Genomic DNA, 23760 nt, shown 5'->3' on the forward strand with positions numbered 1-23760 from the left:
CGTTCCCTGTTTGCGATGTTTCTTATGTGTTTGAGAGGCGTCGTGCCTCAATTTTACCTTTCTCAGAGTATCGCAAAAGACAACGAGTGTGTGCTGAAAATAAAAACGGGCGGCAAACGCCACCCGTTTTTCGGAATCACTTTCGGAATCAAATGGCCCAGCCACCGGCATAGAACGCCACCAGCGCCACGGCGATCACTACGGTGCCGATGTTCAGCTTGCGCCATTCACCCGACACCACACGGCCAATCACCAGCGTGGCAAAACCAATCATGATGCCGGTCACGATGTTACAAGTCAGTACAATGAATACCGCCGTCACCAGACCCGCCATCGCATCGACAAAGTCAGCGAAATCGATTTTCGCCACGTTGCTCAGCATCAGCAGACCGACGTACATCAGCGCAGGCGCCGTGGCATACACCGGAACGAGGTAAGAGAGCGGGGAAAGGAACAGGATCAGCAGGAACAGCACGCCAACGGTAATGGCGGTCAGGCCAGTTTTCCCCCCCGCCGCCGTACCGGCTGCCGACTCAATGTAGACTGCTGCCGGCGCCGCACCCACCAGACCGGAGAACACGCTGCTCAGGGAGTCTGTGGTCAGTGCTTTACCGCCGTCAATAATCTGCCCGTCTTTATCCAGCAGATTCGCCTGACCCGCCACGGCACGGATGGTGCCGGTGGCATCAAACACAGCGGTCATTACCAGCGCCAGAACGCTTGGCAGAACAACCGGGTTCAGCGCGCCCATGATATCCAGGCTGCCAATCAGTGATTTACCGGTTTCATCGCTCAGCGACGGCATGGCAAAAATGCCGGAGAATTTCACCGCCGGATCGAAAATCAGACCAACGACAGAAATGCCGATAATAGTCAGCAGAATGCCGCCCGGCACTTTCAGTTTCTCCAGACCGATAATTACCGCCAGACCCACCAGCGACATAATCACCGGGAAAGTAGCGAAGTGACCAAGCGCTACGGGCAGGCCATCCAGCGGGTTCTTGATAACCAGACCCACGCCGTTCGCCGCAATCAGCAGTAAAAACAGGCCAATACCGATGCCGGTACCGTGCGCGATGCCCTGCGGTAAATTGCGCAGGATCCAGCTACGGATCCCGGTGGCGGAGATAATGGTAAACAGCACCCCCATCAGGAATACCGCACCCAGTGCGACCGGAACACTAATCTGCTGGCCCAGTACCAGACTGAACGCGGTGAAGGCGGTCAGCGAGATGGCGCAACCAATCGCCAGCGGCAGGTTGGCCCACAACCCCATGACAATAGAGCCCAGACCGGCTACCAGACAGGTCGCGACGAACACCGCCGCGGGCGGGAATCCGGCTTTACCCAGCATGCCAGGCACGACGATAACGGAGTACACCATCGCCAGAAACGTTGTTAAACCTGCCACCACTTCCTGACGGACAGTGCTTCCACGTTGTGAAATTTTAAACCAGGCGTCGAGCGAACCGCCGGTACGCGCTGAAGGCGTAGACATAGAAAACATCCCCTGAGAGTTTATTATTCGTTCTTATGCGTGGTGGACAATCCACTGCCAGCGCAACGTCAACTCCCTGTGCTCTGATCGCGACAAAGAGGGGTGTCGCAAAAAGCAAACGTTTAGCTCCGCGCATAAAAAAACGGGTTGTAAAAAAAGCAAACGATTATCCAGCGATCATACGAGGATTTTCAACTGAACTTTGCCGCTTTTTACTCATTTCTTGCACTAACGCTGAAGAAATCACCAACTGATGCGCAAACGTTATCGTCAATGCGCAATCCGGCAACATAGTTAGCCGGATCGCGTCGCAAATGCAGGAGGCAAGACGGTTAAAAAACCGTCATCAACCACCGGGAATGGCAAAAGGTCCTCCCTGCTGAATGGCACGTTGCCAGGCAGGACGCATTTCCACGCGTTTTTTCCACGCGCTGATATGGGGAAGATCGGCAATACCACCGCGCGCCAGTAGCGCAAAAAGAGGAAAACTCATCTGGATATCCGCCATGCTGAGATGGTCTCCGGCAAACCACGGACGCTCAGCGAGGTGCGCGTCAATAAAGCGCGCGTGGGTTTCCAGTTGCGGATTGAGATACGCTTTTTGTACGCCCTGCCCCAGCACGCCGCCCAGCGTGCGCAAACCAAACGGCACGGGCGGTTTCCCCAGACTGGTGAAGACCAGCTTCATTAACAGCAACGGCATCAGCGAACCCTCGGCGTAATGCAACCAGAAGCGATACTGGAGAACGGATTGTGCATCAGCCGGTTTAAACTTCCCTTCGCTGTCATAGGTGTCCTGCAAATAGTCGAGAATCGCCCCTGACTCCGCGAGGATCGCGCCGTTATCTTCCACTACGGGGGATTTCCCCAGCGGATGAATTTTCTTCAGTGCCGGCGGAGCGAGCATGTTCTTTTCACGCTGGTAACGCACAATCTGGTAAGGCAGCGATAGCTCCTCCAGCGCCCAGAGAATGCGCTGTGAGCGGGACTGGTTTAAATGATGCACCGTCAGCATGATGTTCTCCCGTCATTTCCTCATACTCACTCTAGTAAATTATGGGAGATGGCGAAAAAAATTCGCCTAAAAAGTCGCCAGATACACTGGCAAACGGGATAACGCGGCTTACACTTACAGTATCAACACAAACCGGAACCTCCACCACGTGCTCGAATGAGGGGTGTTGACGTCGGGGGAAACCCTCCCGTGAACCAGCGGGATAGAGAGAAAGACAAAGACCGGAAAACAAACTAAAGCGCCCTTGCGGCGCTTTAGTTTTGTTCATCTTCCAGCAGACGCGCGCCCGTACCCTCTTCGCCCAGCCGATCTCCGGGGTTACGTAACGGACAGTCTTTGCGCGACAAGCAGCCACAGCCGATGCAACCATCCAGCTCATCACGCAGCGCCACCAGCGTATGAATGCGACGGTCCAGCTCTTCGCGCCATTGCGAGGAGAGTTGCTTCCACTCTTTAGCGCTGAGGGTATGACCTTCCGGCAACACGCCCAGTGCTTCACTGATAGTCGCCAGTGGGATACCGATTCGCTGAGCAATCTTGATAATCGCGACATAACGCAACACGTCACGCCGGTATCTGCGCTGATTGCCGCTATTGCGGATACTGCTGATAAGCCCCTTACTTTCATAGAAATGCAATGCGGACACCGCCACGCCGCTACGCTTTGCCACTTCGCCCGGCGTGAGCATCGCTTTTATACGCGGTAATTTCTTTTCCATAAATCGCTTTACCTCAAGTTAACTTGAGGAATTATACTCGCCCGCAGACAAATAGACGAATCGAACACTGAGAAGGAGGCAGCAATATGTCCCATCAGCAAATTATTCAGACCCTTATTGAATGGATTGATGAACATATCGACCAACCGCTGAACATTGATGTGGTCGCGAAAAAATCAGGTTATTCAAAGTGGTATTTACAGAGGATGTTCCGCACAGTAATGCGCCAGACGTTGGGTGACTATATCCGTCAGCGCCGACTGCTGTTGGCCGCCGTTGAGCTGCGCAACACCGAGCGACCGATATTCGATATTGCGATGGATTTAGGTTATGTGTCGCAACAGACATTTTCCCGCGTGTTTCGCCGGGAATTTGATCGCACCCCCAGCGACTACCGCCACCGCCTGTAGTATTACTGCCCGCGCTGCATCAGGAGTGCGGGCGGTTGTTGCAGCCAGTGAATGAAGTCCTGCGGCGGCAGCGCCTTCGCAAAGTGCCACCCCTGACAGTACTGCACCCCGCGTTTAAGCAGCCAGCTCACCTGATCCGCCGTCTCCACGCCTTCTGCGATGGTTTTCAGACGCAGGCTTTGCGCCATCTCAATGATATGTTCCGCAATCAGATGGCTGGTACTGTTGGTGGTCAGCGTATCGATAAAGGACTTGTCGATCTTAAGAATATCAACGTTCAGGGAATAGAGGTTGTGCAGGTTAGAGTAGCCGGTGCCGAAATCATCAATCGCCACTTCATAGCCTGCCTGACGAAATGCCTGGATCACCGGCGTGGTTTTCGGCACATCGATAAATCCTCGCTCGGTCACTTCGACTTTTATTTGTTGCGCAAGCACGCCATGTTCGCGCGCTTTATCCGCGATCATGGCAATCAATCGTGAAGAGTGGAAATCCGATGCGGAAAGGTTGATAGAGATATACAACTGTGGATTTGCAGCCAGAAACGTCCCCATATCACTGAACACTTCTTCCACCACGTAGTCGGTAATCTGCGCGATCATCCCCTCTTTTTCCGCCAGCGGGATAAACTCCGCCGGACTCATCACCTGATCTTTACAACCCGGCCAGCGCAGCAGCGCTTCCGCCCCCACGCATTTCTCGTTTTTGATATCAATGATCGGCTGATAGTGCAGGCAAAGCTGACGCTGTTTAAGCGCGCGCTGGAGCATGCGCCGCGGCGAGTAGTATTGCCGACGCGCCCGAGACCAGAACATTAATAGCAAAATACTGCTGATGACCGCCAACGGAAGCGCGATCAGCAATTGCTGATACAGATTCTGATAAAACCGCTGCATCGAGGTCGACACAATGACCGCTATGGGGCGTTTATCCGATTGGACGACGGTATAAAAACGGTCGTCCTGCCGGAAGACAGACTGATTACGCTGGACCAGTGGCAACAGTTGAGCCGCCCAGGCCTGTTCGCTAAGGGAGAAAAAGGTGTTGGTTACCGTGTCATAGACCCCCCAGGCCAGCTCGGGGTCTTCGGACATCACTTCGCTATATGACAATGGATTGATCACGGCAACATAGTTTCCACGTTGCATATACGTCATTTTATAACCGGTGAAAAAAGGCGTATCGCGAAAGTAATAAATAGCGATATTGGGTTTTCGTTTATAGTTTGCCGTTGGCATAATATAGGGCGCTGACGGTGCCATTACCGTTGAGCATAAAAAACGATCGCCTTGCGCATAAATTAACTCGTTGATATACAGGCGCCCTCGGATAATATTCAACATTCGTTGTTGATGCGCCGGCGTACACGCTTGTCCCTGATACTGTTCAGCGGCATCGCGGGCTAAGTCTGCCTGTAAAACGACCAGTTCTGTTTTATCTAAAGCCAGATGAGCAAAAATGCTCAGTTGCTTACTGGTTTGGGACGTTGCTTGCAGGTGGGCAAACCATAGCGCCAGCATCACGGGGAGCAAAACCACCATGATTATCCCGAGGAACCTCAGCACCTTGCGTCGCACCCGATGATTCATTTCAGCCCTTTATCCCTGCATTTCATATGCCTGTTATCATCAAGACAGGATGCTAAATTACACAGGTGGTTACGTTGCATGAATCTATCAATATTAGCAACAGACTTTTATTAGCAAAAGTCTGATATTGCAGGATGGTGATAATATTCGACCATAAAGCAAACCCGCAGTGACGATTAATTTTATTAAGGGTAATCCATTCTGCGAAAGGAGTCGTGTTTTATGAAAGTTTTGTTGGCTCATTCGCAAAATGAAATTAAGTTAAATTTCTTCGTCTGCTTATTTTTTGACAATACAAACAAGGTAAAGCCATTGCCTCTTTATTACGTCGCGCTTTTCGGTTGTACCACGGTAAAAGCATGTCGATCATTGAATCAATAACCATGTTTTTATTATGGTTATAAAACAGACAAAAAAGAAGTCGACAGGCTGGCGAACGGTCGCCTAACCGTGATATAGTTCACAAATATTATGAAACAAAAACAATGTTTCATTCGGTGTTGATGTGAATGCCCATCGATAGCCAGAGTGCGCCACGCCTCCCGTGAAAACGCCGCGCTGTCCAGGGCACCTGCTATTCTCAGAGGAAATCTTTCATGGCTACCCTAACCACTGGCGTGGTTCTTCTCCGCTGGCAGCTGCTGAGCGCTGTGCTCATGTTTCTCGCCAGCACATTGAATATTCGTTTTCGTCGCTCAGATTACATTGGTCTGGCAGTGATCAGCAGTGGGCTCGGGGTTGTCGCCGCCTGTTGGTTTGCGACGGGATTACTCGGCATCACCCTGATGGATCTCTCCGCCATCTGGAACAACATTGAATCCGTGATGGTTGAAGTAATGAGCCAGACGCCGCCGGAATGGCCGATGGTATTGACCTGATGTCACCTAAGCCTCCCTGACGGAGGCTTTTTTATTGTTTCCAGATAATCCCATCGGTGTTTGTTGTGGACACACTCGATTCCCCTTCGATTTCAGCAAGCCCGCCTCGATTATTCGCTTATATGGCGCGGCCCGTTTATTCGGCAGGCTGCGCTTCATAATATATTTCCCCGTTGTCTCTGATTTCCCTAATGTCATTATTTTTCAGGATTTAAAAGTTATGTAAGGAAGACTGTTTTTATTATTCTCACCCCAGATATTTTACAAAGAAATAGGTTGAAATACCACTAATCGCCGCCACAGCGATTGCAAACATAATCAATAAAATCAATCTCTTGGTATTGTATATTCCAAACATAAACACCTCCTTTCCTAAATTTACACTTCCATTTACCCTCATAAAAAACAAGGGAAAATATCATCTTCACTCAAAGATAAAATAATATTTACCGAAATACCATTGATTAATATCAAACATCTTAAGGCATTATTCAAATAGTATGCGCGTGTTTCAAAATATTAAAATTTTATTCTTTGAGGAAATTTACTTTGACCAGAATGCCGAACAGCAATCGTCTCCATTCTGCGCCATGCGCTGGAAAAAAGCCGTACCAGCTAACCGTTGAGGAGGTTCTGAAAAATCAGCAGAGCCAACCTTCCGGGCTGACTCACAATGAGGCCAGCGCACGTCTTGCCAGAGATGGCCTTAACGCACTACCGGAAAAAGCGGGTAAACCCGCCTGGCTACGCTTTCTGGCCCATTTTCACGATGTTCTGATCTACGTCCTGATCGCCGCAGCGGCCCTCACCGCCGTAATGGGGCACTGGGTGGATACAGCCGTCATCCTCGGCGTCGCGGTGATCAACGCCCTGATTGGCCATATTCAGGAAAACAACGCGGAAAAATCGCTGAAAAGCATCCGCAATATGCTCTCCGCATCCGCTGTCGTGGTCCGTAACGGACAACATGAGACGGTCGCGACGACCGATCTGGTTGTCGGCGATATCGTGGTACTGCGTGCAGGTGACCGTATTCCCGCCGATCTTCGTGTCATGGAAGCCCATAACCTGCGGGTTGAAGAGGCTATCCTGACCGGTGAATCCACCGTTGTGGACAAAACGGCAGAGGCGCTGAGTGGCGAACTGCCGCTGGGCGATCGCAAAAACCTGCTGTTCTCTGGCACCACCATCAGCGCCGGGGCGGGGCTTGGCGTGGTAATCGCCACCGGCGAGGCGACGGAACTGGGCCATATCAACCAGATGATGACGGAGATCGAAAAGCACCGTACGCCGCTACTGGTGCAGATGGATAAACTCGGTAAAGCGATTTTCGCCCTTATTCTCGCCATGATGCTCGGGCTGTTTATCTTCAGTCTGCTGCTGCGCGATATGCCGATGGGTGAACTGCTGCTTTCGTTAATTAGCCTGGCTGTCGCGGCCGTTCCGGAAGGTTTACCGGCGATTATCTCGATCATCCTGTCGCTGGGCGTACAGACCATGGCCCGCAAACGCGCCATCATCCGCAAACTGCCTACCGTTGAAACGTTGGGTGCCATGTCGGTGATTTGTTCCGACAAAACCGGCACGCTGACCATGAACGAGATGACGGTTAAAGCCATCATCACGGCGGATAAAAATTATCGCGTGCAGGGCAACAGCTACGAACCAACGGGCGAGATCCACGTCGAGGGAAACGACGCGCAGGCAGAGATTGCGCCTGGCAGCCTGCTTGAAAGCTATCTGCGTACTATTGATCTGTGCAACGACAGCCAGTTGATTCGCGATGAACAGGGGCACTGGGGAATTACCGGCGGACCAACGGAAGGGGCGCTGAAAGTGCTGGCCACCAAGGCCATGCTGCCTGCTGTCGAGAGCGAACTGCGCAGTAAAATCCCGTTCGATTCCCAGTACAAATATATGGCGACGCACTATCGCATCGGCAACGACGAGCGCGTACTGGTGACCGGGGCACCGGATGTGCTGTTTAAACTCTGCCGGTTGCAACAAACCGCGAACGGCACGGAAGCCTTTACCCAGCCGCACTGGGAGGCCGAAATCGCCCGCTATGCCAAAGAAGGTTTGCGGATGGTGGCTGCCGCCTGGAAGCCTGCGCGTGCTGATGCCGATGCGCTGACCCATGACTGTCTGAGTGAGGGGCTCATTTTCCTCGGCATCGCCGGGATGATGGATCCGCCGCGCCCGGAAGCCATTGCGGCGATCGGTGCCTGCCAGCAAGCCGGGATCCGCGTCAAAATGATCACCGGCGATCACCCGCAAACCGCCATGAGCATTGGCGGCATGTTGGGTATCTATAACAGCACACATGCGGTGACGGGCTATGAACTCGAGCAGATGGATGAGGCTGAACTTGCCGAAGCGGCCGTCACCTACGATATCTTTGCCCGTACCAGCCCGGAGCATAAGCTGCGTCTGGTAAAAGCCCTGCAAGAAAAAGGCGAGATCGTCGGCATGACCGGGGATGGTGTCAACGACGCGCCGGCGCTGAAGCAGGCCGATGTAGGCATCGCGATGGGTATTAAAGGTACCGAAGTGACGAAAGAGGCCGCCGACATGGTGCTGACGGATGATAACTTCGCGACCATTGCCAGCGCGGTACAGGAAGGGCGCCGCGTCTACGACAACCTGAAGAAAACCATCCTGTTTATCATGCCCACTAACCTGGCGCAGGGTCTGCTGATCATCGTCGCGCTGCTGGCGGGTAATCTGATCCCGCTGACGCCAGTGCTGATCCTGTGGATGAACATGGCAACCTCCGCCACGCTGTCATTCGGTCTGGCGTTTGAAGCCGGTGAGCGCAACATCATGCGCCGCCCACCGCGCCAGAGTAATGAGAACGTGATGGATGGCTTTGCTATCTGGCGCGTAGGGTTTGTCGGTACGCTAATTGCCGCCTGTGCCTTTATGCTGGAAGCCTGGCTGCAGCCGCGCGGTCACAGCCCGGAATTCATCCGCACCGTCCTGTTGCAAACGCTGGTGACAGCGCAGTGGGTGTACATGCTCAACTGCCGCGTTTCCGATGGCTTCTCGCTGGGTCGCGGTCTGCTGATGAATAAAGGCATCTGGCTGGTCAGCGGTATTCTGTTACTGCTGCAGTTGGCGATTATCTACGTGCCGTTCCTGCAGATGTTGTTTGGTACTGAAGCTCTGCCGCTGCGCTACTGGGGAATTACCTTTGCCATCGGCATCGCGCTGTTCTTCATTGTTGAGATTGAGAAACCCCTCACCCGCAAATACCGCCGGAACTAACCGGCGGTATCCGGCAATAAAAAGGCCTCCCAAAACCGGAGGCCTTTTTCGTCTACGATGACGGATTAACGAACAACCATTACCGGCACCTTTGCGTAACGCAAAATATTAGCGGCTGCCGAGCCCAGCAGATGGGTGGCAATCCCCGGTTTGCGTGAGCCGATAATAATCATTTCGGCATTATGCGCCGCTGCCGCGTCATTCACCTCATCGCGAATATTGCCGTGTCGGACTTCAAAGCGAATCCTCTCCAGCGGCGTTTTGAATTTTCTCGCCAGCGCGAGCATTTTCTCCTGCGCATCGTTGGTCATGTACTCTTCGTATTTTTTGATATCCGAAGCAAAGCCGCGCATTGGCGACGCCTGCAGCTTAGGGAAAACGTGCAGCAGATGTAGCACGCCCTCTTCTTTATTGAGCATGTGATCGGCCCAGGCAATCGCTTTGTCAGAAAGGTCCATCGCCAGAATATCAACCGGCATTAAAATGGATTTGTTCATTCTAATTTCCTTATGTTCGCTGACAGGCTGATCGTGTTTCCCTGAAAAGCCCGGCAAGGTTCAGTCTTAATGGGTGAAAGTTGCGAACGCAGGATAATCGATAATCGTCGTCACGATTTGATCTCAGGCAGTTTATTTATCTTCCTGATAACTCTGCAGATTTATTTACGTAGCGTGAGAAAAACTGACAAAAAAATATCCTCCGGCATAGCCGGAGGTTTTTCTGATGCGCCGATAAGGCTCTGTTACTAGCCGCGCCCTAACAGGCGCATACGATCTGACATTTGCATCAGACTACTTTTCCCTTTCAGATACGCCATAAAGCCGTATACGCTCATTTTGGGTGGGCTCTCCACAAGCATATGGATATGATCTGCACAGCATTCCGCTTCCAGGATTCGTACGTTTTTCCACTCACACAGCTTTCTTAAGATGCTGCCTACCGCCCTGCGTTTCTCTCCGTAGAACGCTTGTCTTCGGTATTTTGGCGCAAAAACTATATGATATTTACAGTTCCATCGGGTGTGCGCTAAGCTCTTTTCGTCCCTCATTGGGATCCCCTTTTGATTTCTTGTTTAACTTTTGCAGTTGCCAGACCGCAAGGGGTTTTAACAAATCAAAAGGGGTTTTAATAACTGTCTCAAAATTGAAAGCTTTCCGGAACCTCCAGCCTGGCTGGGGTTTTATGCGTACAAAAAAGCCCCGTCAGAAACGGGGCTTTTCTATTTTTATTTAGCACAGCGCTAAACTGGCTTGATCAGAACGGGATATCGTCGTCGAAATCCATTGGTGGTTCATTAGACGGTGCTGCCGGGGCAGACTGCTGCTGCGGGCGAGACTGCGCGCCTCCGCTGAACTGGTTGCCACCCTGTGGCTGCTGAGGTTGACCCCAACCACCCTGTTGCTGCTGACCGCCTGCCGGTGCGCCACCACCCTGACGACCACCCAGCATCTGCATGGTACCGCCAACGTTCACCACCACTTCCGTGGTGTATTTCTCTACGCCGGACTGATCGGTCCATTTACGGGTACGCAACTGACCTTCAATGTAGACCTGAGAACCTTTACGCAGATATTCGCTGGCTACTTCCGCCAGTTTGCCGAACAGCACAACACGGTGCCATTCTGTCTGCTCTTTCATTTCACCGGTCTGCTTGTCACGCCAGGATTCGGAAGTAGCCAGCGTGATGTTGGCAACTGCGCCACCATTCGGCATGTAGCGTACTTCCGGGTCCTGGCCCAGATTACCCACGAGAATAACCTTATTTACGCCTCTGCTGGCCATGATCGAGTCTCCTGAAAACGTTTCTTAATAAGTGTAAACGCGCGATTGTAGCATTACCAATAGCGAATTTACTATGTTGCGACGCGGATTCCGCGAAACAACCTCAGCCGGACATTGTTACATAAGACTCTGCGTTTTGCATTCCAATACTGTATATCCATTCAGGTTTTATTGTGTCATAATTAACCGTTTGTGATCGCCGGTAGCACCCTGCTGCGCCGGGCAAAAAAGCGTTTAATCCGGGAAAGGTGAATGGATAAGATCGAAGTTCGGGGCGCCCGCACCCATAATCTCAAAAACATCAACCTCGTCATCCCCCGCGACAAACTGATTGTCGTGACCGGGCTTTCGGGGTCAGGCAAATCCTCGCTCGCTTTCGACACCTTGTATGCCGAAGGGCAGCGTCGTTACGTTGAATCCCTTTCTGCCTATGCGCGTCAGTTTCTGTCGTTAATGGAAAAGCCGGATGTCGATCATATTGAGGGGCTGTCTCCCGCCATCTCAATTGAACAGAAATCGACGTCCCATAACCCGCGCTCGACGGTCGGCACCATTACCGAAATCCACGACTACCTGCGTCTGCTGTTTGCCCGCGTTGGCGAACCGCGCTGCCCGGATCACGATGTTCCGCTGGCGGCGCAGACCGTAAGCCAGATGGTGGATAACGTCCTGTCGCAGCCGGAGGGCAAACGCCTGATGCTGCTGGCCCCGGTGATTAAAGAGCGTAAGGGCGAGCACACCAAAACGCTGGAAAACCTGGCAAGCCAGGGTTATATCCGCGCCCGTATCGATGGTGAAGTGTGTGACCTCTCCGATCCGCCAAAGCTGGAACTGCAGAAGAAACACACTATCGAGGTGGTGATCGATCGTTTCAAAGTGCGTGACGATCTCAGCACTCGTCTGGCGGAATCGTTTGAGACCGCGCTGGAGCTTTCCGGCGGGACGGCGGTGGTTGCCGATATGGACGACGAAAAAGCAGAAGAACTACTCTTTTCCGCCAACTTCGCCTGCCCAATCTGCGGTTACAGCATGCGCGAACTGGAACCACGCCTGTTCTCCTTTAACAACCCGGCGGGCGCCTGCCCGACCTGCGATGGGCTCGGCGTACAGCAATATTTCGACCCCGATCGCGTGATCCAGAACCCTGAGCTGTCGCTAGCGGGCGGGGCCATTCGCGGTTGGGATCGCCGGAACTTCTATTACTTCCAGATGCTGAAATCGCTGGCAGAACACTACAAGTTTGACGTTGAAGCCCCGTGGGCCAGCCTGAGCGCAAACGTACACAAAGTGGTGCTGTACGGTTCTGGTAAAGAGAGTATTGAATTCAAATACATGAACGATCGTGGCGATACCTCCGTGCGTCGCCATCCGTTTGAAGGCGTACTGCACAACATGGAACGCCGCTATAAAGAGACGGAATCCAGCGCCGTTCGTGAAGAGTTAGCCAAGTTCATCAGCAACCGCCCGTGCGCCAGTTGTGAAGGAACCCGTCTTAAGCGCGAAGCGCGCCACGTCTTCGTTGAAAATACCCCGCTGCCGACCATTTCCGACATGAGCATCGGCCATGCGATGGACTTCTTCAACAATCTCAAACTCGCCGGTCAGCGGGCGAAGATTGCAGAGAAAATCCTCAAAGAGATTGGCGACCGCCTCAAGTTCCTGGTCAACGTTGGCCTCAACTATCTGACGCTGTCCCGTTCCGCGGAAACGCTCTCCGGCGGCGAAGCCCAGCGTATTCGACTGGCAAGCCAGATTGGCGCCGGTCTGGTCGGCGTGATGTACGTGCTGGATGAGCCGTCCATCGGCCTTCACCAGCGCGATAACGAACGTCTGCTGGGGACGCTGATCCACCTGCGCAATCTCGGCAATACCGTAATTGTGGTGGAGCACGATGAAGATGCGATTCGCGCCGCCGACCACGTGATTGATATCGGTCCGGGTGCCGGCGTCCACGGCGGCGAAGTGGTTGCCGAAGGTCCGCTGGAAGCGATTATGGCGGTGCCGGAGTCCCTGACCGGCCAGTACATGAGCGGCAAACGCAAGATTGAAGTGCCGAAACAGCGCGTTCCCGCAAACCCGGAGAAAGTGCTGAAACTGACCGGCGCGCGCGGTAACAACCTGAAAGACGTGACGTTGACGCTGCCGGTCGGCCTGTTCACCTGCATCACCGGCGTGTCCGGTTCCGGTAAATCGACTCTGATTAACGATACGCTGTTCCCGATTGCACAGCGCCAGTTGAACGGTGCGACGATCGCCGAACCGGCGCCGTACCGCGATGTGCAGGGGCTGGAGCATTTCGATAAGGTCATCGACATCGATCAGAGCCCGATTGGACGTACACCGCGTTCCAACCCGGCAACGTACACGGGCGTGTTTACGCCAGTACGTGAGCTGTTTGCTGGCGTACCGGAATCACGCTCACGCGGCTATACGCCGGGGCGTTTCAGTTTTAACGTTCGCGGCGGGCGTTGCGAAGCCTGTCAGGGCGATGGCGTAATTAAAGTCGAAATGCACTTCCTGCCAGATATTTACGTGCCGTGCGACCAGTGCAAAGGCAAGCGCTATAACCGCGAAACGCTGGAGATTAAGTACAAGGGCAAAACCATCCACGAAGTGCTGGATATGACTATCGAAGAAGCACGTGAATTCTTTGATGCCGTCCCGGCGCTGGCACGTAAGCTGCAAACCCTGATGGATGTCGGTTTGACCTACATTCGTCTCGGCCAGTCGGCGACAACGCTCTCCGGCGGTGAAGCCCAGCGTGTGAAGCTGGCGCGCGAACTGTCGAAACGCGGCACCGGCCAGACGCTCTATATTCTGGATGAACCGACTACGGGTCTGCATTTTGCCGATATCCAGCAATTGCTGGACGTGCTCCATCAGTTACGCGATCAGGGCAATACCATCGTAGTGATTGAGCACAACCTGGACGTCATCAAAACGGCGGACTGGATCGTGGATCTCGGTCCAGAAGGCGGTAGCGGCGGTGGGGAAATCCTCGTCTCCGGTACGCCGGAAACCGTGGCGGAATGTGAAGCCTCACACACGGCCCGCTTCCTGAAACCGATGCTGTAAAAGACAAAACGCCGTTCATCTTTCACACTGAACGGCGTTTTTTACGGCTGTACCAGCAGCTTGCGTTTCTCTTCCGGCAGCGTATTCACCGCCTGTTGGTACGAAGCATCCACCAGATAATAAATTTGTGAATCCGGCAGCGAGCCGTCGAGGTAGACGGTGCTCCAGTGTGCCTTATTGAGATGTCGGCTCGGACGCACATCACTGTGCTGCTGGCGTAACAATTCCGCCAGTTCGGGGCTGGTTTTCAGAGATACCGCCGGGCGACCTTCCACCTCTTTCACCATGGCAAAGAGCACATCTTCAACTTTGATTTGTGTGGCTTTCCAGTCACTGTGCACACTCTGCTCCGCGCCGATTTTCGCCATGCAGTATTGCAGTAACTCCGAATTGGTCATCGTTAATCCCCTCGCAAGCGTAATACTCCACTGAAATGTCATCTATTCAGTGTGCAGCAAGACAGCAAAAGGTAAAAGCTGGCAGATCAATTTTGTTTAAAAAAACAGCAGTCGCTCACCCGCTGGTTAATACTCCGAATTTACGATCACCTCTTCACCATACGCGCCAGCCTGCGGCAACGGTCTGTAGGTCGAGTTTGAGGCGCGCAGAATACGGATCCCACGGATGCCCGCATCACGCGCGGCGGTAATGTCGTTATCCGAGTCGCCATAGAACATGCGGATATTTTTATCCTGCAGCCACTGCGTTTTGGTGTTCTGACCCGGCTTGTCTCCGGCAAAAATCACCGGATTCATATTTGCCGCCGGAATGTGGAAGTTATCTGCCAGCGTTTTCGATACGGTCTCGGTTTTGGTCGGCGAACGACCGGTGATAAAAAAGATGCTGTCGCCACGACGGACGTGCATGTCGATCAACTGACGCGCGACCTCTTTTGGAATACTGAACTCATCCCAGCCGTTGTTCATTTTCTCCCAGAATGCCGGGTTCTTCAGATACACCTCGCTGTCCGGGGACCAGGTTTTCTTTCCACGCCAGAAACCAGGACTGGAAAACAGCACAGTATCATCAATATCAAAACCGACGGCCATTGGCGGACGACCGGTCAGCGTGTTTTCGATCTGCGCCACGGAAACCCAGTGAACAGGAGCTTGTTCCGCGAGTTTCGCAACGTTAGTACCGGGATTTAATGGGGAAGGTGAAGAAGCCAGCGCGCTGGCAGGATGGTTCAACGTGAAAAGTAAGCAGATGGCGCTCAACGCCAGTGTGATTTTTCGCATATTTTTCCCTTTGAAGTCATTTAGTTATGATTTTATTAGTACGACTATTCGACAAACTCTCTGACCATAACCCCAGCGGCAGATGAAAGGAAGGATTTTCTGCGGTTTAACCCTGGAAAAAGAGGAGGATCACATATAGAAGGAAAAGGCCGGTTCAACCGGCCTGAGAGGAATTACATGACCGCAGCAAAGGCCTTCGCTACACGCTGCACATTCGCCACGTTCAGACCGGCCACGCACATACGCCCGCTGGCGATCAGATAGACGCCAAACTCGTCGCGCAGGCGATCGACCTGAGCCGCGCTTAGCCCGGTGTAGCTGAACATGCCGCGCTGTTGCAGCAAATAGTCGAAATTACGGCCCGGAATGGTGGCGGTTAGCACGTTCACCAGCTCCTGACGCATGGCCAGAATACGGGTTCGCATTGCCTCCACTTCCGCCAGCCAACTGGCTTTCAGCGCGTCATCGCCGAGCACCGTCGCGACCACCTGCGCCCCAAAGTTCGGCGGGCTGGAGTAATTACGACGTACGGTCGCCTTCAGTTGCCCCAGTACGCGGCCTGCGGTGGAGGCATCTTCACAGACGACAGAAAGCCCACCGACACGCTCGCCGTACAGAGAGAAGATTTTCGAGAATGAGTTGCTGACTAGGGCAGGCAGTCCGGCGCTGGCAATCGCGCGAATAGCATAAGCATCATCATCCATACCAGCGCCAAAGCCCTGATAAGCAATGTCGAGGAACGGGATCAGATCGCCCGCTTTCAGGATCTCAATCACCGCATCCCATTGCGCGTGCGTTAAATCCGCTCCCGTCGGGTTATGGCAGCAAGGATGCAACAGGACGATACTGCGCGCAGGCAGCGTTTTCAGGGTCGCCAGCAGATCGTTGAAACGCACGCCGTTGGTGGCATTGTCGTACCAGGGATAGGTGCTGACGGTAAATCCAGCCCCTTCAAAAATCGCGATATGGTTTTCCCACGTCGGATCGCTGACCCACACGCCGGAATCCGGGAAATAGCGCTTGAGGAAATCGGCACCCACTTTCAGCGCGCCAGAGCCGCCCAATGTCTGGATCGTCGCCACACGCTGCTGCTGGAGAACCGGATGATCAGCCCCAAACAGTAATGGCGCGATAGTATGACGATAGGTATTCAACCCTTCCATCGGCAGATACAGCGAAGCGCCGTGCGGCTGCGCGTTAAGACGCGCTTCGGCTTCCGCCACCGCTTTCAACTGCGGGATAATCCCGTCTTCGTTGTAATACAGACCGATACTCAGATTCACTTTGTCACTACGCGGATCTTCTTTGAACCGCTCCATGAGCGACAGAATCGGGTCGCCAGCGTAGGCGTCAACTTTTTGAAACACGCGATGGTTCTCCAGGTTTACAGGCAGGGGTTATGACACAATAAACCGGATGGAGAGGAAGATCGAGCGCCTGGTGGGAATATTGCCGGATAAGGCGTTTACACCGCCATCCGGCACTCCACACGCCCGCTTAATCGATATACTTCATTGCCACCCGTGAAGTCAGGCGGGTAATCAGCTCGTAAGCACTGACTTTAGTCATCGCCGCAATGCGTTCCACCGGGAGTCCCTCTCCCCATAAAATCACCGGGTCACCGGCCAGGTCTGTCGCCTGCGGCCCGAGATCAACGCAAATCATATCCATCGCTACGCGACCCACAATCGGTACTTCGCGACCGTTCACCAACACCGGCGTACCGGATGGCGCAGCGCGCGGATAACCATCGCCATAGCCCATCGCCACGACGCCAAGACGTGTATCACGTTCGCTGATCCATGTTCCGCCATAGCCTACCGGCTCGCCCGCTTTATGCTCGCGCACGGCAATCAGGCTGGAAGTCAGCGACATGACCGGCTGGCAGCCAAAATCGGCCCCTGTGGACTGGTTTTCCAGCGGCGACACGCCGTAGAGAATAATGCCAGGACGAACCCAGTCAAAGTGCGACTGCGGCCAGAGTAAAATCCCGCCGGAGGCGGCAATCGAGCGTTGACCCGCTTTGCCTTCACAAAAGGTATTGAACACATCAAGCTGCCGTTCGGTCGCTCCACATTCCGGCTCGTCCGCACGGGCAAAATGGCTGACGATATTAACTGGTTGGCGCACGTTTTTACATTGCGTCAGGCGCTGCCAGAAGGCGTCCGCTTCTTCAGGAAGCACGCCCAGACGATGCATGCCGGTGTCGAGTTTCATCCACACGGTCACCGGTTCATCCAGTTCGGCGGCTTCCAGCGCGGCCAGTTGTTCCTGGTTATGGACCGCCGTATGCAGGTGTTGTGCGGAAATGGTGGGCAGATCGGATGCCTCAAAAAAGCCTTCCAGCAGCAGGATGGGTTGCGTGATCCCCCCTGCTCGCAGACGTAAAGCTTCTTCGAGACGCGCCACACCAAAAGCGTCAGCATCGGGGAGCGTTCGCGCGGTCTCTAACAGACCGTGTCCGTAAGCGTTCGCTTTCACGACCGCAACCAGCTTGCTGGCAGGCGCCAGTTCACGCAGACGTTGCAGGTTGTGTCGCAGAGCGCGGCGGTTAATAACTACAGTTGCCGCTTGCATTGTCATTCCTTGCCTTAATAAAGAAATAATCTTCTCAATCATTTGCGTCACAGCAAGACGGTCAACGCCGCTGCGGCACAAAGGATGACGAGGATTTACTCGTCGTCGTACTGCGGTCCCGCATAATTATCGAAGCGCGACCATTGTCCGTTAAAGGTCAGTCGCACCGTCCCGATGGGGCCGTTACGCTGCTTACCAATGATGATTTCCGCAATCCCTTTCAGGTCGCTGTTCTCGTGATAAACCTCGTCACGGTAGATAAACATGATTAAGTCGGCATCCTGTTCAATGGAGCCGGATTCACGCAGGTCGGAGTTGACCGGGCGCTTATCAGCACGTTGTTCCAGCGAGCGGTTAAGCTGCGACAGCGCCACGACCGGCACATGCAGTTCTTTTGCCAGCGCTTTCAGCGAGCGGGAAATTTCAGCAATCTCCAACGTACGGTTGTCGGACAGCGATGGCACGCGCATCAATTGCAGGTAGTCGATCATAATCAGCCCGATACCGCCATGTTCGCGAGCGATACGGCGCGCGCGGGAGCGCACTTCCGTTGGCGTCAGACCGGAGGAGTCATCAATATAGATGTTACGTTTTTCCAGCAGAATGCCCATCGTGCCGGAAATGCGCGCCCAGTCCTCATCGTCCAGTTGCCCGGTACGAATACGGGTCTGATCCACGCGGGACAGCGAGGCCAGAGAACGCATCATAATCTGTTCAGAGGGCATCTCAAGACTGAAGATAAGAACCGGTTTATCCTGCAACATCGCCGCATTTTCGACGAGGTTCATCGCAAATGTGGTTTTACCCATTGACGGACGCGCCGCGACGATTATCAGATCCGAAGGCTGCAGGCCTGCGGTCTTTTTGTTGAGATCGTCATAGCCGGTGTTAACCCCCGTCACCCCGTCGTGCGGTTGCTGGAACAGTTGTTCGATACGCGCAACGGTCGCGTCGAGCACATCGGCAATGTTTTTCGGGCCTTCGTCTTTATTGGCGCGGCTTTCCGCGATTTTAAAGACGCGGGACTCGGCGAGATCGAGCAGATCCTCACTGGTGCGCCCCTGCGGATCAAAACCCGCATCCGCAATTTCATGGGCGACGGCAATCATGTCGCGCACCACCGCACGTTCGCGAACAATATCCGCATAGGCGCTGATGTTCGCGGCACTTGGCGTATTTTTGGAGAGTTCAGCCAGATACGCAAAACCGCCGACGCTGTCCAGTTGCCCTTGTCGCTCCAGCGATTCCGCGAGCGTAATCAGGTCTATCGGACTGCCGGTTTCCTGCAACCGCCCCATTTCTGTGAAGATGTGACGATGTGGACGGGTATAAAAATCTTCCGCTACCACGCGCTCGGCGACATCGTCCCAGCGCTCGTTATCCAGCATTAAACCGCCCAACACCGACTGTTCCGCTTCAATCGAGTGCGGCGGTACTTTCAGTCCGGCAACCTGTGGGTCGCGATCACGGACATCAGTCTGTTGTTTGTTGAAGGGTTTATTTCCTGCCATAGTGAATGGAGTTACCGAGATAAAAGTGAGTTGACGCTAATCTTCCGATGATACTGGAGAAATCATGGCAACACGAATTGAATTTCACAAGCATGGTGGCCCTGAGGTGCTTCAGGCCGTGGACTTTACCCCTGCCGATCCCGCAGCAAACGAAATCCAGGTCGAAAACAAAGCGATCGGCATTAACTTTATTGATACCTATATCCGCAGTAGACTCTATCCGCCTCCCGCGCTGCCCAGCGGTTTAGGGACCGAAGCAGCGGGCGTCGTCAGCAAAGTCGGCAGCGACGTCCGTCATATTAAAGCAGGCGATCGCGTGGTGTATGCGCAGTCCGCACTCGGCGCCTACAGTTCGGTCCACAACGTACCGGCCGATAAAGCCGCTATCCTGCCTGACGCCATCTCTTACGAGCAGGCTGCCGCCTCTTTCCTGAAGGGACTAACCGTTTTTTATCTGCTGCGCAAAACTTACGAAATCAAGCCCGACGAACCGTTCCTGTTCCATGCGGCCGCTGGCGGCGTAGGGCTGATTGCCTGTCAGTGGGCGAAAGCGCTGGGCGCGAAACTGATTGGCACCGTTGGCAGCGCGCAAAAGGCACAGCGAGCGCTGGATGCCGGCGCATGGCAGGTGATTAACTATCGCGAAGAGAACATTGTCGAACGGGTTAAAGAGATAACCGGCGGCAAAAAAGTCCGCGTGGTGTATGACTCGGTCGGTAAGGATACCTGGGAAGCCTCACTGGACTGTCTGCAGCGTCGGGGGCTGATGGTCAGTTTTGGCAACGCGTCAGGCCCGGTGACCGGCGTGAACCTGGGGATTCTGAATCAGAAAGGTTCGCTATACGCCACGCGCCCTTCTCTTCAGGGCTACATCACCAACGCGGAAGAGTTGACCGAAGCCAGTAACGAACTGTTTTCGCTGATCGCCAGCGGCGTGATCAAAGTGGATGTGCCAGACCGTCAGAAATATCCGCTGAAAGAGGCACGGCGCGCGCATGAAGTGCTGGAGAGTCGAGCAACGCAGGGTTCGAGTTTGCTGATCCCTTGATTCCCTTGCTCCTGAAAGAAATTGGGCTTCCCATTGGGAAGCCCTTTCTTTTTTAGTTCGGCTGTATGTAGGGTACAGCTCGATGAATCTGTTAGTCGCGCAATACTGACAGATTTGGTAGTCAATTCCTATTTGGTTCTGACGCCAAAGTTACAGGTTGTGACGCATCCCTCACATCTTTAGTAACGCCAACGGTTATTGCGCTGATATTGTGGGATTTTTGGCGACTTAATCGCTTTAATCACCCACACCACCGCAACAGCCAACAGCAGCCACGGCAAGAGTTTGATCATCAGTGCAAACATGCCGCCAAGGAACATCACGAAGGCGGCAACAACCAGCGCGGCCAGAATGCCCAATAGCGAGACGCCGGTGACCATCAGCATGATAAAGAAGCCAAGCACAAAAAGTAGTTCCAGCATGATGCTCTCCCATAATGAATTCCTGCCCAGACCATTACAAAAATCATGCCAAACTTAATTTCTTGATTTTTCAGCAAAACGCCCCGCAAAACTTTGCAGGGCGTGGTGAAATTGACTACTTTTTAGTGAAAATCTAACGCTTATCGGCCACCAGCTTCAGCGCATGCTCCAGCACATTAACATCGGCACCGGCTTTATGGGCGTTTTCGCTCAGGTAGCGACGCCACTGGCGCGCCCCCGGGATCCCCTGAAACAGCCCCAGCATGTGGCGCGTAATATGACCAAGATACGTGCCCTTGCTCAGTTCACGTTCGATATAAGGATACATGGCCCGCACCACCGTAACCGGATCGGCATCAGCAGTTGAGGAGCCAAATATTTCGCGATCGACAGCGGCCAGAATGCCAGGGTTCTGATAGGCTTCGCGCCCGACCATCACGCCGTCCATATGTTCAAGATGCGCCTTCGCCTGTTCCAGCGACGTAATGCCGCCATTAATGGACATCGTCAGCTGCGGGAAATCGCGTTTCAGTTGATATACACGCGGATAATCCAGCGGCGGGATTTCACGGTTTTCCTTCGGACTTAACCCGGAGAGCCAGGCCTTACGGGCGTGGATGATGAACATCTCGCACTCACCGCGGCCAGACACCGTATTGATGAAATCGCAAAGAAATTCGTAGCTATCCTGATCGTCAATACCAATACGGGTTTTCACGGTCACCGGAATCGACACCACGTCACGCATCGCCTTCACGCAGTCTGCCACCAATTGCGCATTGCCCATCAGACAGGCGCCAAACATGCCATTTTGTACACGATCGGACGGACAGCCGACGTTGAGGTTGATCTCGTCGTAGCCGCGCGCTTCAGCCAGCTTCGCGCAGTGCGCCAACGCTGCCGGATCGCTGCCGCCTAGCTGCAGAGCGACCGGATGCTCTTCTTCGCTGTATGCCAGATAATCTCCTTTGCCATGAATAATCGCCCCCGTCGTCACCATCTCGGTATAGAGCAGCGTCTGGCGAGACAATAAGCGCAGGAAGTAGCGGCAGTGTCTGTCCGTCCAGTCGAGCATAGGCGCGATGGAAAAACGGTGAGCGGGAAAGGCAGATTGTGATTCTGGTGACATGGTGGTTTTTTGAGCATCCTGTAAATTGGGGGCGCTACTATAGCACAGGCAAAACCGGAGACGTAATGTCTCCGGTTATCCCCATCAGAACGTCACGCTGACCTGCGCGCCTGCGCCCCAGGTTTCGTCCTCGCCATACAGTCCCATCAAGTCAAGATGTACGCGGTTGAACGGGGCAAACCCGACGCCGCCGGTAAAGACGTTGCTGTCGTTATCTTTCACGTCAGCACGATAACCGGCACGCACGGCCAGCCAGTCGAGCGGCCGGACTTCAGCACCAACACCGACATACTGTGAGTTTTCCTCGCTTTTGAAACCTTTGGTTTCGGTCAAATCACCGTCTGCACTCAGCGTCAGCAGCTCGTTTTGCCACGCCACACCGGCGGTGACCAGCGGGCGAATCTGGTACGTGTCTTTGTAGTTTCGCGTTTCACCCGTCATGCCGTGGGTGATAGTGATCGATTTGGTATCCAGATCGCGTGAAATGAGGTTCTGCCCGCTGATCCCCACCGTCCAGTGTTCACCAAAGTCCGCCGCAATCCCGGCGTCGACGTTAAAACCAGTGTCATCATTACGATAACGACTACTGTTCCAGTCGCTGCTGTCGTAGTTATAGATAGAGGTGGTGTAATTGTAGAGCCAGGTTTTTTGCAGTTTTGGCGTAACGCCAATCGACACCGGCACATCGCCGAACGTAAACTGTCGGGCAACGGCGATACCATAATCTGAAACAATTGCCGCGCGTCCCGATGCCGTCGAGTTGAGGTGTTTGGTTATCTCATCTGAGCCTTCAATCGCCGCCTTCCCGGCTTCAACGAGCGCATAGGTATCGCTGCCCTCAATCCGGCGCAGATAGTCAATATCACCCTGATCAATGGATGAACTGACCCGTCCATGCGCATAGCCCTTCGCCACGAAAGCCAGGGAAAGCGTCTCATTGGGAATGCTCACCGCCAGTCCCGCCCCTGCATTGGCGCGTGCCGTTTTCCCTTTCAGGTATTCGAGTTCATCGGCAAGATCGCGTGCCGCGCCCTGAAACTGATTCAACACGCCGCGCGGGTTGAGCAAAACTTCCTGCGGCGTCAGATTATCAACCACCTCATCGTAGTAATCGATTTTGTCGCTGATCTCATCAATTTCATCCTGAAGATTATCTTTGTCGGTGATTTGTGCACCGACCGCCGGAAGAATCACGGTAACGCTGTCTTCAGGCTTCGCTTTCGCCAGCAACGCCGGGTTAATGAGAACCCCGCTACCATAATTTGCCGACGCCACGCCCGTTCCGCCCATCGCGTCGTTACGCGCTTCCGCCCAGGTATTCGCCGCGTTCGCCTGTTGGGAAACCAGGAACGAGACCGCAATTGCCACCACCGAAAAATTAAAATTTTTATTCACAGTAAACCTATTTTATTTGCAGGTGAAATAATGCCTCAGCCAGTATCAACGCGGCTGAGTAGGACTATTGCTGTGATAAAATGGGTGAAGATGACGCTATTCGCTCCATGCAGAACTTGCTGGAACGTTTTTATTATGTGACAGCCATCAATATGTATAGAAGAGAATGCGAAACAGGGAAAGATTAGCAGGCGATTTATCGTGCCG

The 23760-nt window shown here is 53.7% G+C and carries 19 protein-coding genes and 1 pseudogene; 5 read left to right on the plus strand and 15 right to left on the minus strand.

Translation table 11 applies throughout. The features are described 5' to 3' along the window. Window positions 1-148: 148 nt before the first annotated feature. The 3 genes from ghxP to soxR all read right to left on the minus strand — a co-directional run bounded on the left by ghxP (window position 149) and on the right by soxR (window position 3232). On the minus strand, window positions 149-1498 hold the full coding sequence (gene ghxP / locus OGW13_RS16985; protein ID WP_042321123.1) for a guanine/hypoxanthine transporter GhxP: 1350 nt from the start codon (window positions 1496-1498) through the stop codon (window positions 149-151). 346 nt (window positions 1499-1844) lie between these two features. After that, window positions 1845-2513, minus strand: coding sequence for a glutathione S-transferase family protein (locus OGW13_RS16990; RefSeq protein ID WP_109739577.1), 669 nt, complete (start codon window positions 2511-2513; stop codon window positions 1845-1847). A 254-nt stretch (window positions 2514-2767) separates the two neighbouring features. Beyond that, window positions 2768-3232 carry a redox-sensitive transcriptional activator SoxR gene (gene soxR, locus OGW13_RS16995; protein WP_042321119.1) on the minus strand — a complete coding sequence of 155 codons (465 nt, stop codon included), beginning with the start codon at window positions 3230-3232 and terminating at the stop codon, window positions 2768-2770. 86 nt (window positions 3233-3318) lie between these two features. Between soxR and soxS the strand changes: the two genes are divergently transcribed. Continuing rightward, entirely contained in the window at window positions 3319-3642 is a 324-nt protein-coding gene (soxS, locus tag OGW13_RS17000) for a superoxide response transcriptional regulator SoxS (protein ID WP_042321117.1), read from the plus strand. Window positions 3643-3644: 2 nt separating this feature from the next. Here the strand turns inward: soxS and pdeC are convergent, their stop codons facing one another. Further along, complete coding sequence (pdeC, locus tag OGW13_RS17005) at window positions 3645-5231, minus strand: cyclic di-3',5'-guanosine monophosphate phosphodiesterase PdeC (protein WP_042999049.1); 1587 nt, start codon at window positions 5229-5231, stop codon at window positions 3645-3647. A gap of 596 nt (window positions 5232-5827) precedes the next feature. Between pdeC and OGW13_RS17010 the strand changes: the two genes are divergently transcribed. Together OGW13_RS17010 and OGW13_RS17015 are read left to right on the plus strand one after the other, a co-directional pair. Next, window positions 5828-6109: a YjcB family protein gene (locus OGW13_RS17010; protein ID WP_042999048.1), complete on the plus strand. Its 282-nt coding sequence runs from the start codon at window positions 5828-5830 to the stop codon at window positions 6107-6109. Window positions 6110-6667: 558 nt separating this feature from the next. Next, window positions 6668-9376: a cation-transporting P-type ATPase gene (locus tag OGW13_RS17015; protein WP_287116321.1), complete on the plus strand. Its 2709-nt coding sequence runs from the start codon at window positions 6668-6670 to the stop codon at window positions 9374-9376. Between the two features lie 65 nt (window positions 9377-9441). Here OGW13_RS17015 and OGW13_RS17020 read toward each other — a convergent pair whose 3' ends face one another. The 3 genes and pseudogenes from OGW13_RS17020 to ssb1 all read right to left on the minus strand — a co-directional run bounded on the left by OGW13_RS17020 (window position 9442) and on the right by ssb1 (window position 11158). Continuing rightward, window positions 9442-9873, minus strand: coding sequence for a universal stress protein (locus tag OGW13_RS17020; protein ID WP_042999046.1), 432 nt, complete (start codon window positions 9871-9873; stop codon window positions 9442-9444). A gap of 287 nt (window positions 9874-10160) precedes the next feature. Further along, window positions 10161-10424, minus strand: a pseudogene (gene tnpA, locus OGW13_RS17025) (IS200/IS605 family transposase); the annotation flags it as partial. Between the two features lie 206 nt (window positions 10425-10630). Further along, window positions 10631-11158 (minus strand): single-stranded DNA-binding protein SSB1, encoded by a 528-nt coding sequence (ssb1, locus tag OGW13_RS17030; RefSeq protein ID WP_042999045.1) that lies wholly within the window; start codon window positions 11156-11158, stop codon window positions 10631-10633. 252 nt (window positions 11159-11410) lie between these two features. Between ssb1 and uvrA the strand changes: the two genes are divergently transcribed. Then, window positions 11411-14233, plus strand: coding sequence for an excinuclease ABC subunit UvrA (gene uvrA, locus OGW13_RS17035; protein WP_042999044.1), 2823 nt, complete (start codon window positions 11411-11413; stop codon window positions 14231-14233). A 41-nt stretch (window positions 14234-14274) separates the two neighbouring features. Here the strand turns inward: uvrA and OGW13_RS17040 are convergent, their stop codons facing one another. From OGW13_RS17040 to dnaB, 5 genes are all read right to left on the minus strand, one after another. Next, entirely contained in the window at window positions 14275-14631 is a 357-nt protein-coding gene (locus OGW13_RS17040) for an MmcQ/YjbR family DNA-binding protein (RefSeq protein ID WP_042999043.1), read from the minus strand. Window positions 14632-14757: 126 nt separating this feature from the next. Then, window positions 14758-15471 carry an acid phosphatase AphA gene (gene aphA / locus OGW13_RS17045; protein WP_287116311.1) on the minus strand — a complete coding sequence of 238 codons (714 nt, stop codon included), beginning with the start codon at window positions 15469-15471 and terminating at the stop codon, window positions 14758-14760. A gap of 173 nt (window positions 15472-15644) precedes the next feature. Next, window positions 15645-16838 carry an aromatic amino acid transaminase gene (gene tyrB, locus OGW13_RS17050; protein ID WP_046401383.1) on the minus strand — a complete coding sequence of 398 codons (1194 nt, stop codon included), beginning with the start codon at window positions 16836-16838 and terminating at the stop codon, window positions 15645-15647. A 130-nt stretch (window positions 16839-16968) separates the two neighbouring features. Continuing rightward, on the minus strand, window positions 16969-18048 hold the full coding sequence (gene alr, locus OGW13_RS17055; RefSeq protein ID WP_054176724.1) for an alanine racemase: 1080 nt from the start codon (window positions 18046-18048) through the stop codon (window positions 16969-16971). Window positions 18049-18143: 95 nt separating this feature from the next. Further along, window positions 18144-19559, minus strand: a complete 1416-nt coding sequence (gene dnaB, locus OGW13_RS17060; RefSeq protein ID WP_042321088.1) for a replicative DNA helicase — start codon at window positions 19557-19559, stop codon at window positions 18144-18146. Window positions 19560-19623: 64 nt separating this feature from the next. On the opposite strand from dnaB, the gene OGW13_RS17065 reads away from it, so the two are divergent. Further along, on the plus strand, window positions 19624-20607 hold the full coding sequence (locus OGW13_RS17065) for a quinone oxidoreductase (RefSeq protein ID WP_287116312.1): 984 nt from the start codon (window positions 19624-19626) through the stop codon (window positions 20605-20607). A gap of 179 nt (window positions 20608-20786) precedes the next feature. On the opposite strand, the gene pspG is transcribed toward OGW13_RS17065, so the two are convergent. From pspG to OGW13_RS17080, 3 genes are all read right to left on the minus strand, one after another. Beyond that, window positions 20787-21029, minus strand: a complete 243-nt coding sequence (gene pspG / locus OGW13_RS17070) for an envelope stress response protein PspG (protein ID WP_044257370.1) — start codon at window positions 21027-21029, stop codon at window positions 20787-20789. A gap of 133 nt (window positions 21030-21162) precedes the next feature. Continuing rightward, window positions 21163-22158 (minus strand): tRNA dihydrouridine(20/20a) synthase DusA, encoded by a 996-nt coding sequence (gene dusA / locus OGW13_RS17075; protein ID WP_042999037.1) that lies wholly within the window; start codon window positions 22156-22158, stop codon window positions 21163-21165. An 84-nt stretch (window positions 22159-22242) separates the two neighbouring features. Further along, window positions 22243-23553: a conjugal transfer protein TraF gene (locus OGW13_RS17080; RefSeq protein ID WP_044253349.1), complete on the minus strand. Its 1311-nt coding sequence runs from the start codon at window positions 23551-23553 to the stop codon at window positions 22243-22245. Window positions 23554-23760 lie beyond the last annotated feature (207 nt).

Source organism: Citrobacter sp. Ca225 (assembly GCF_030337175.1).
In the GTDB taxonomy this organism is placed as follows: domain Bacteria; phylum Pseudomonadota; class Gammaproteobacteria; order Enterobacterales; family Enterobacteriaceae; genus Citrobacter_A; species Citrobacter_A amalonaticus.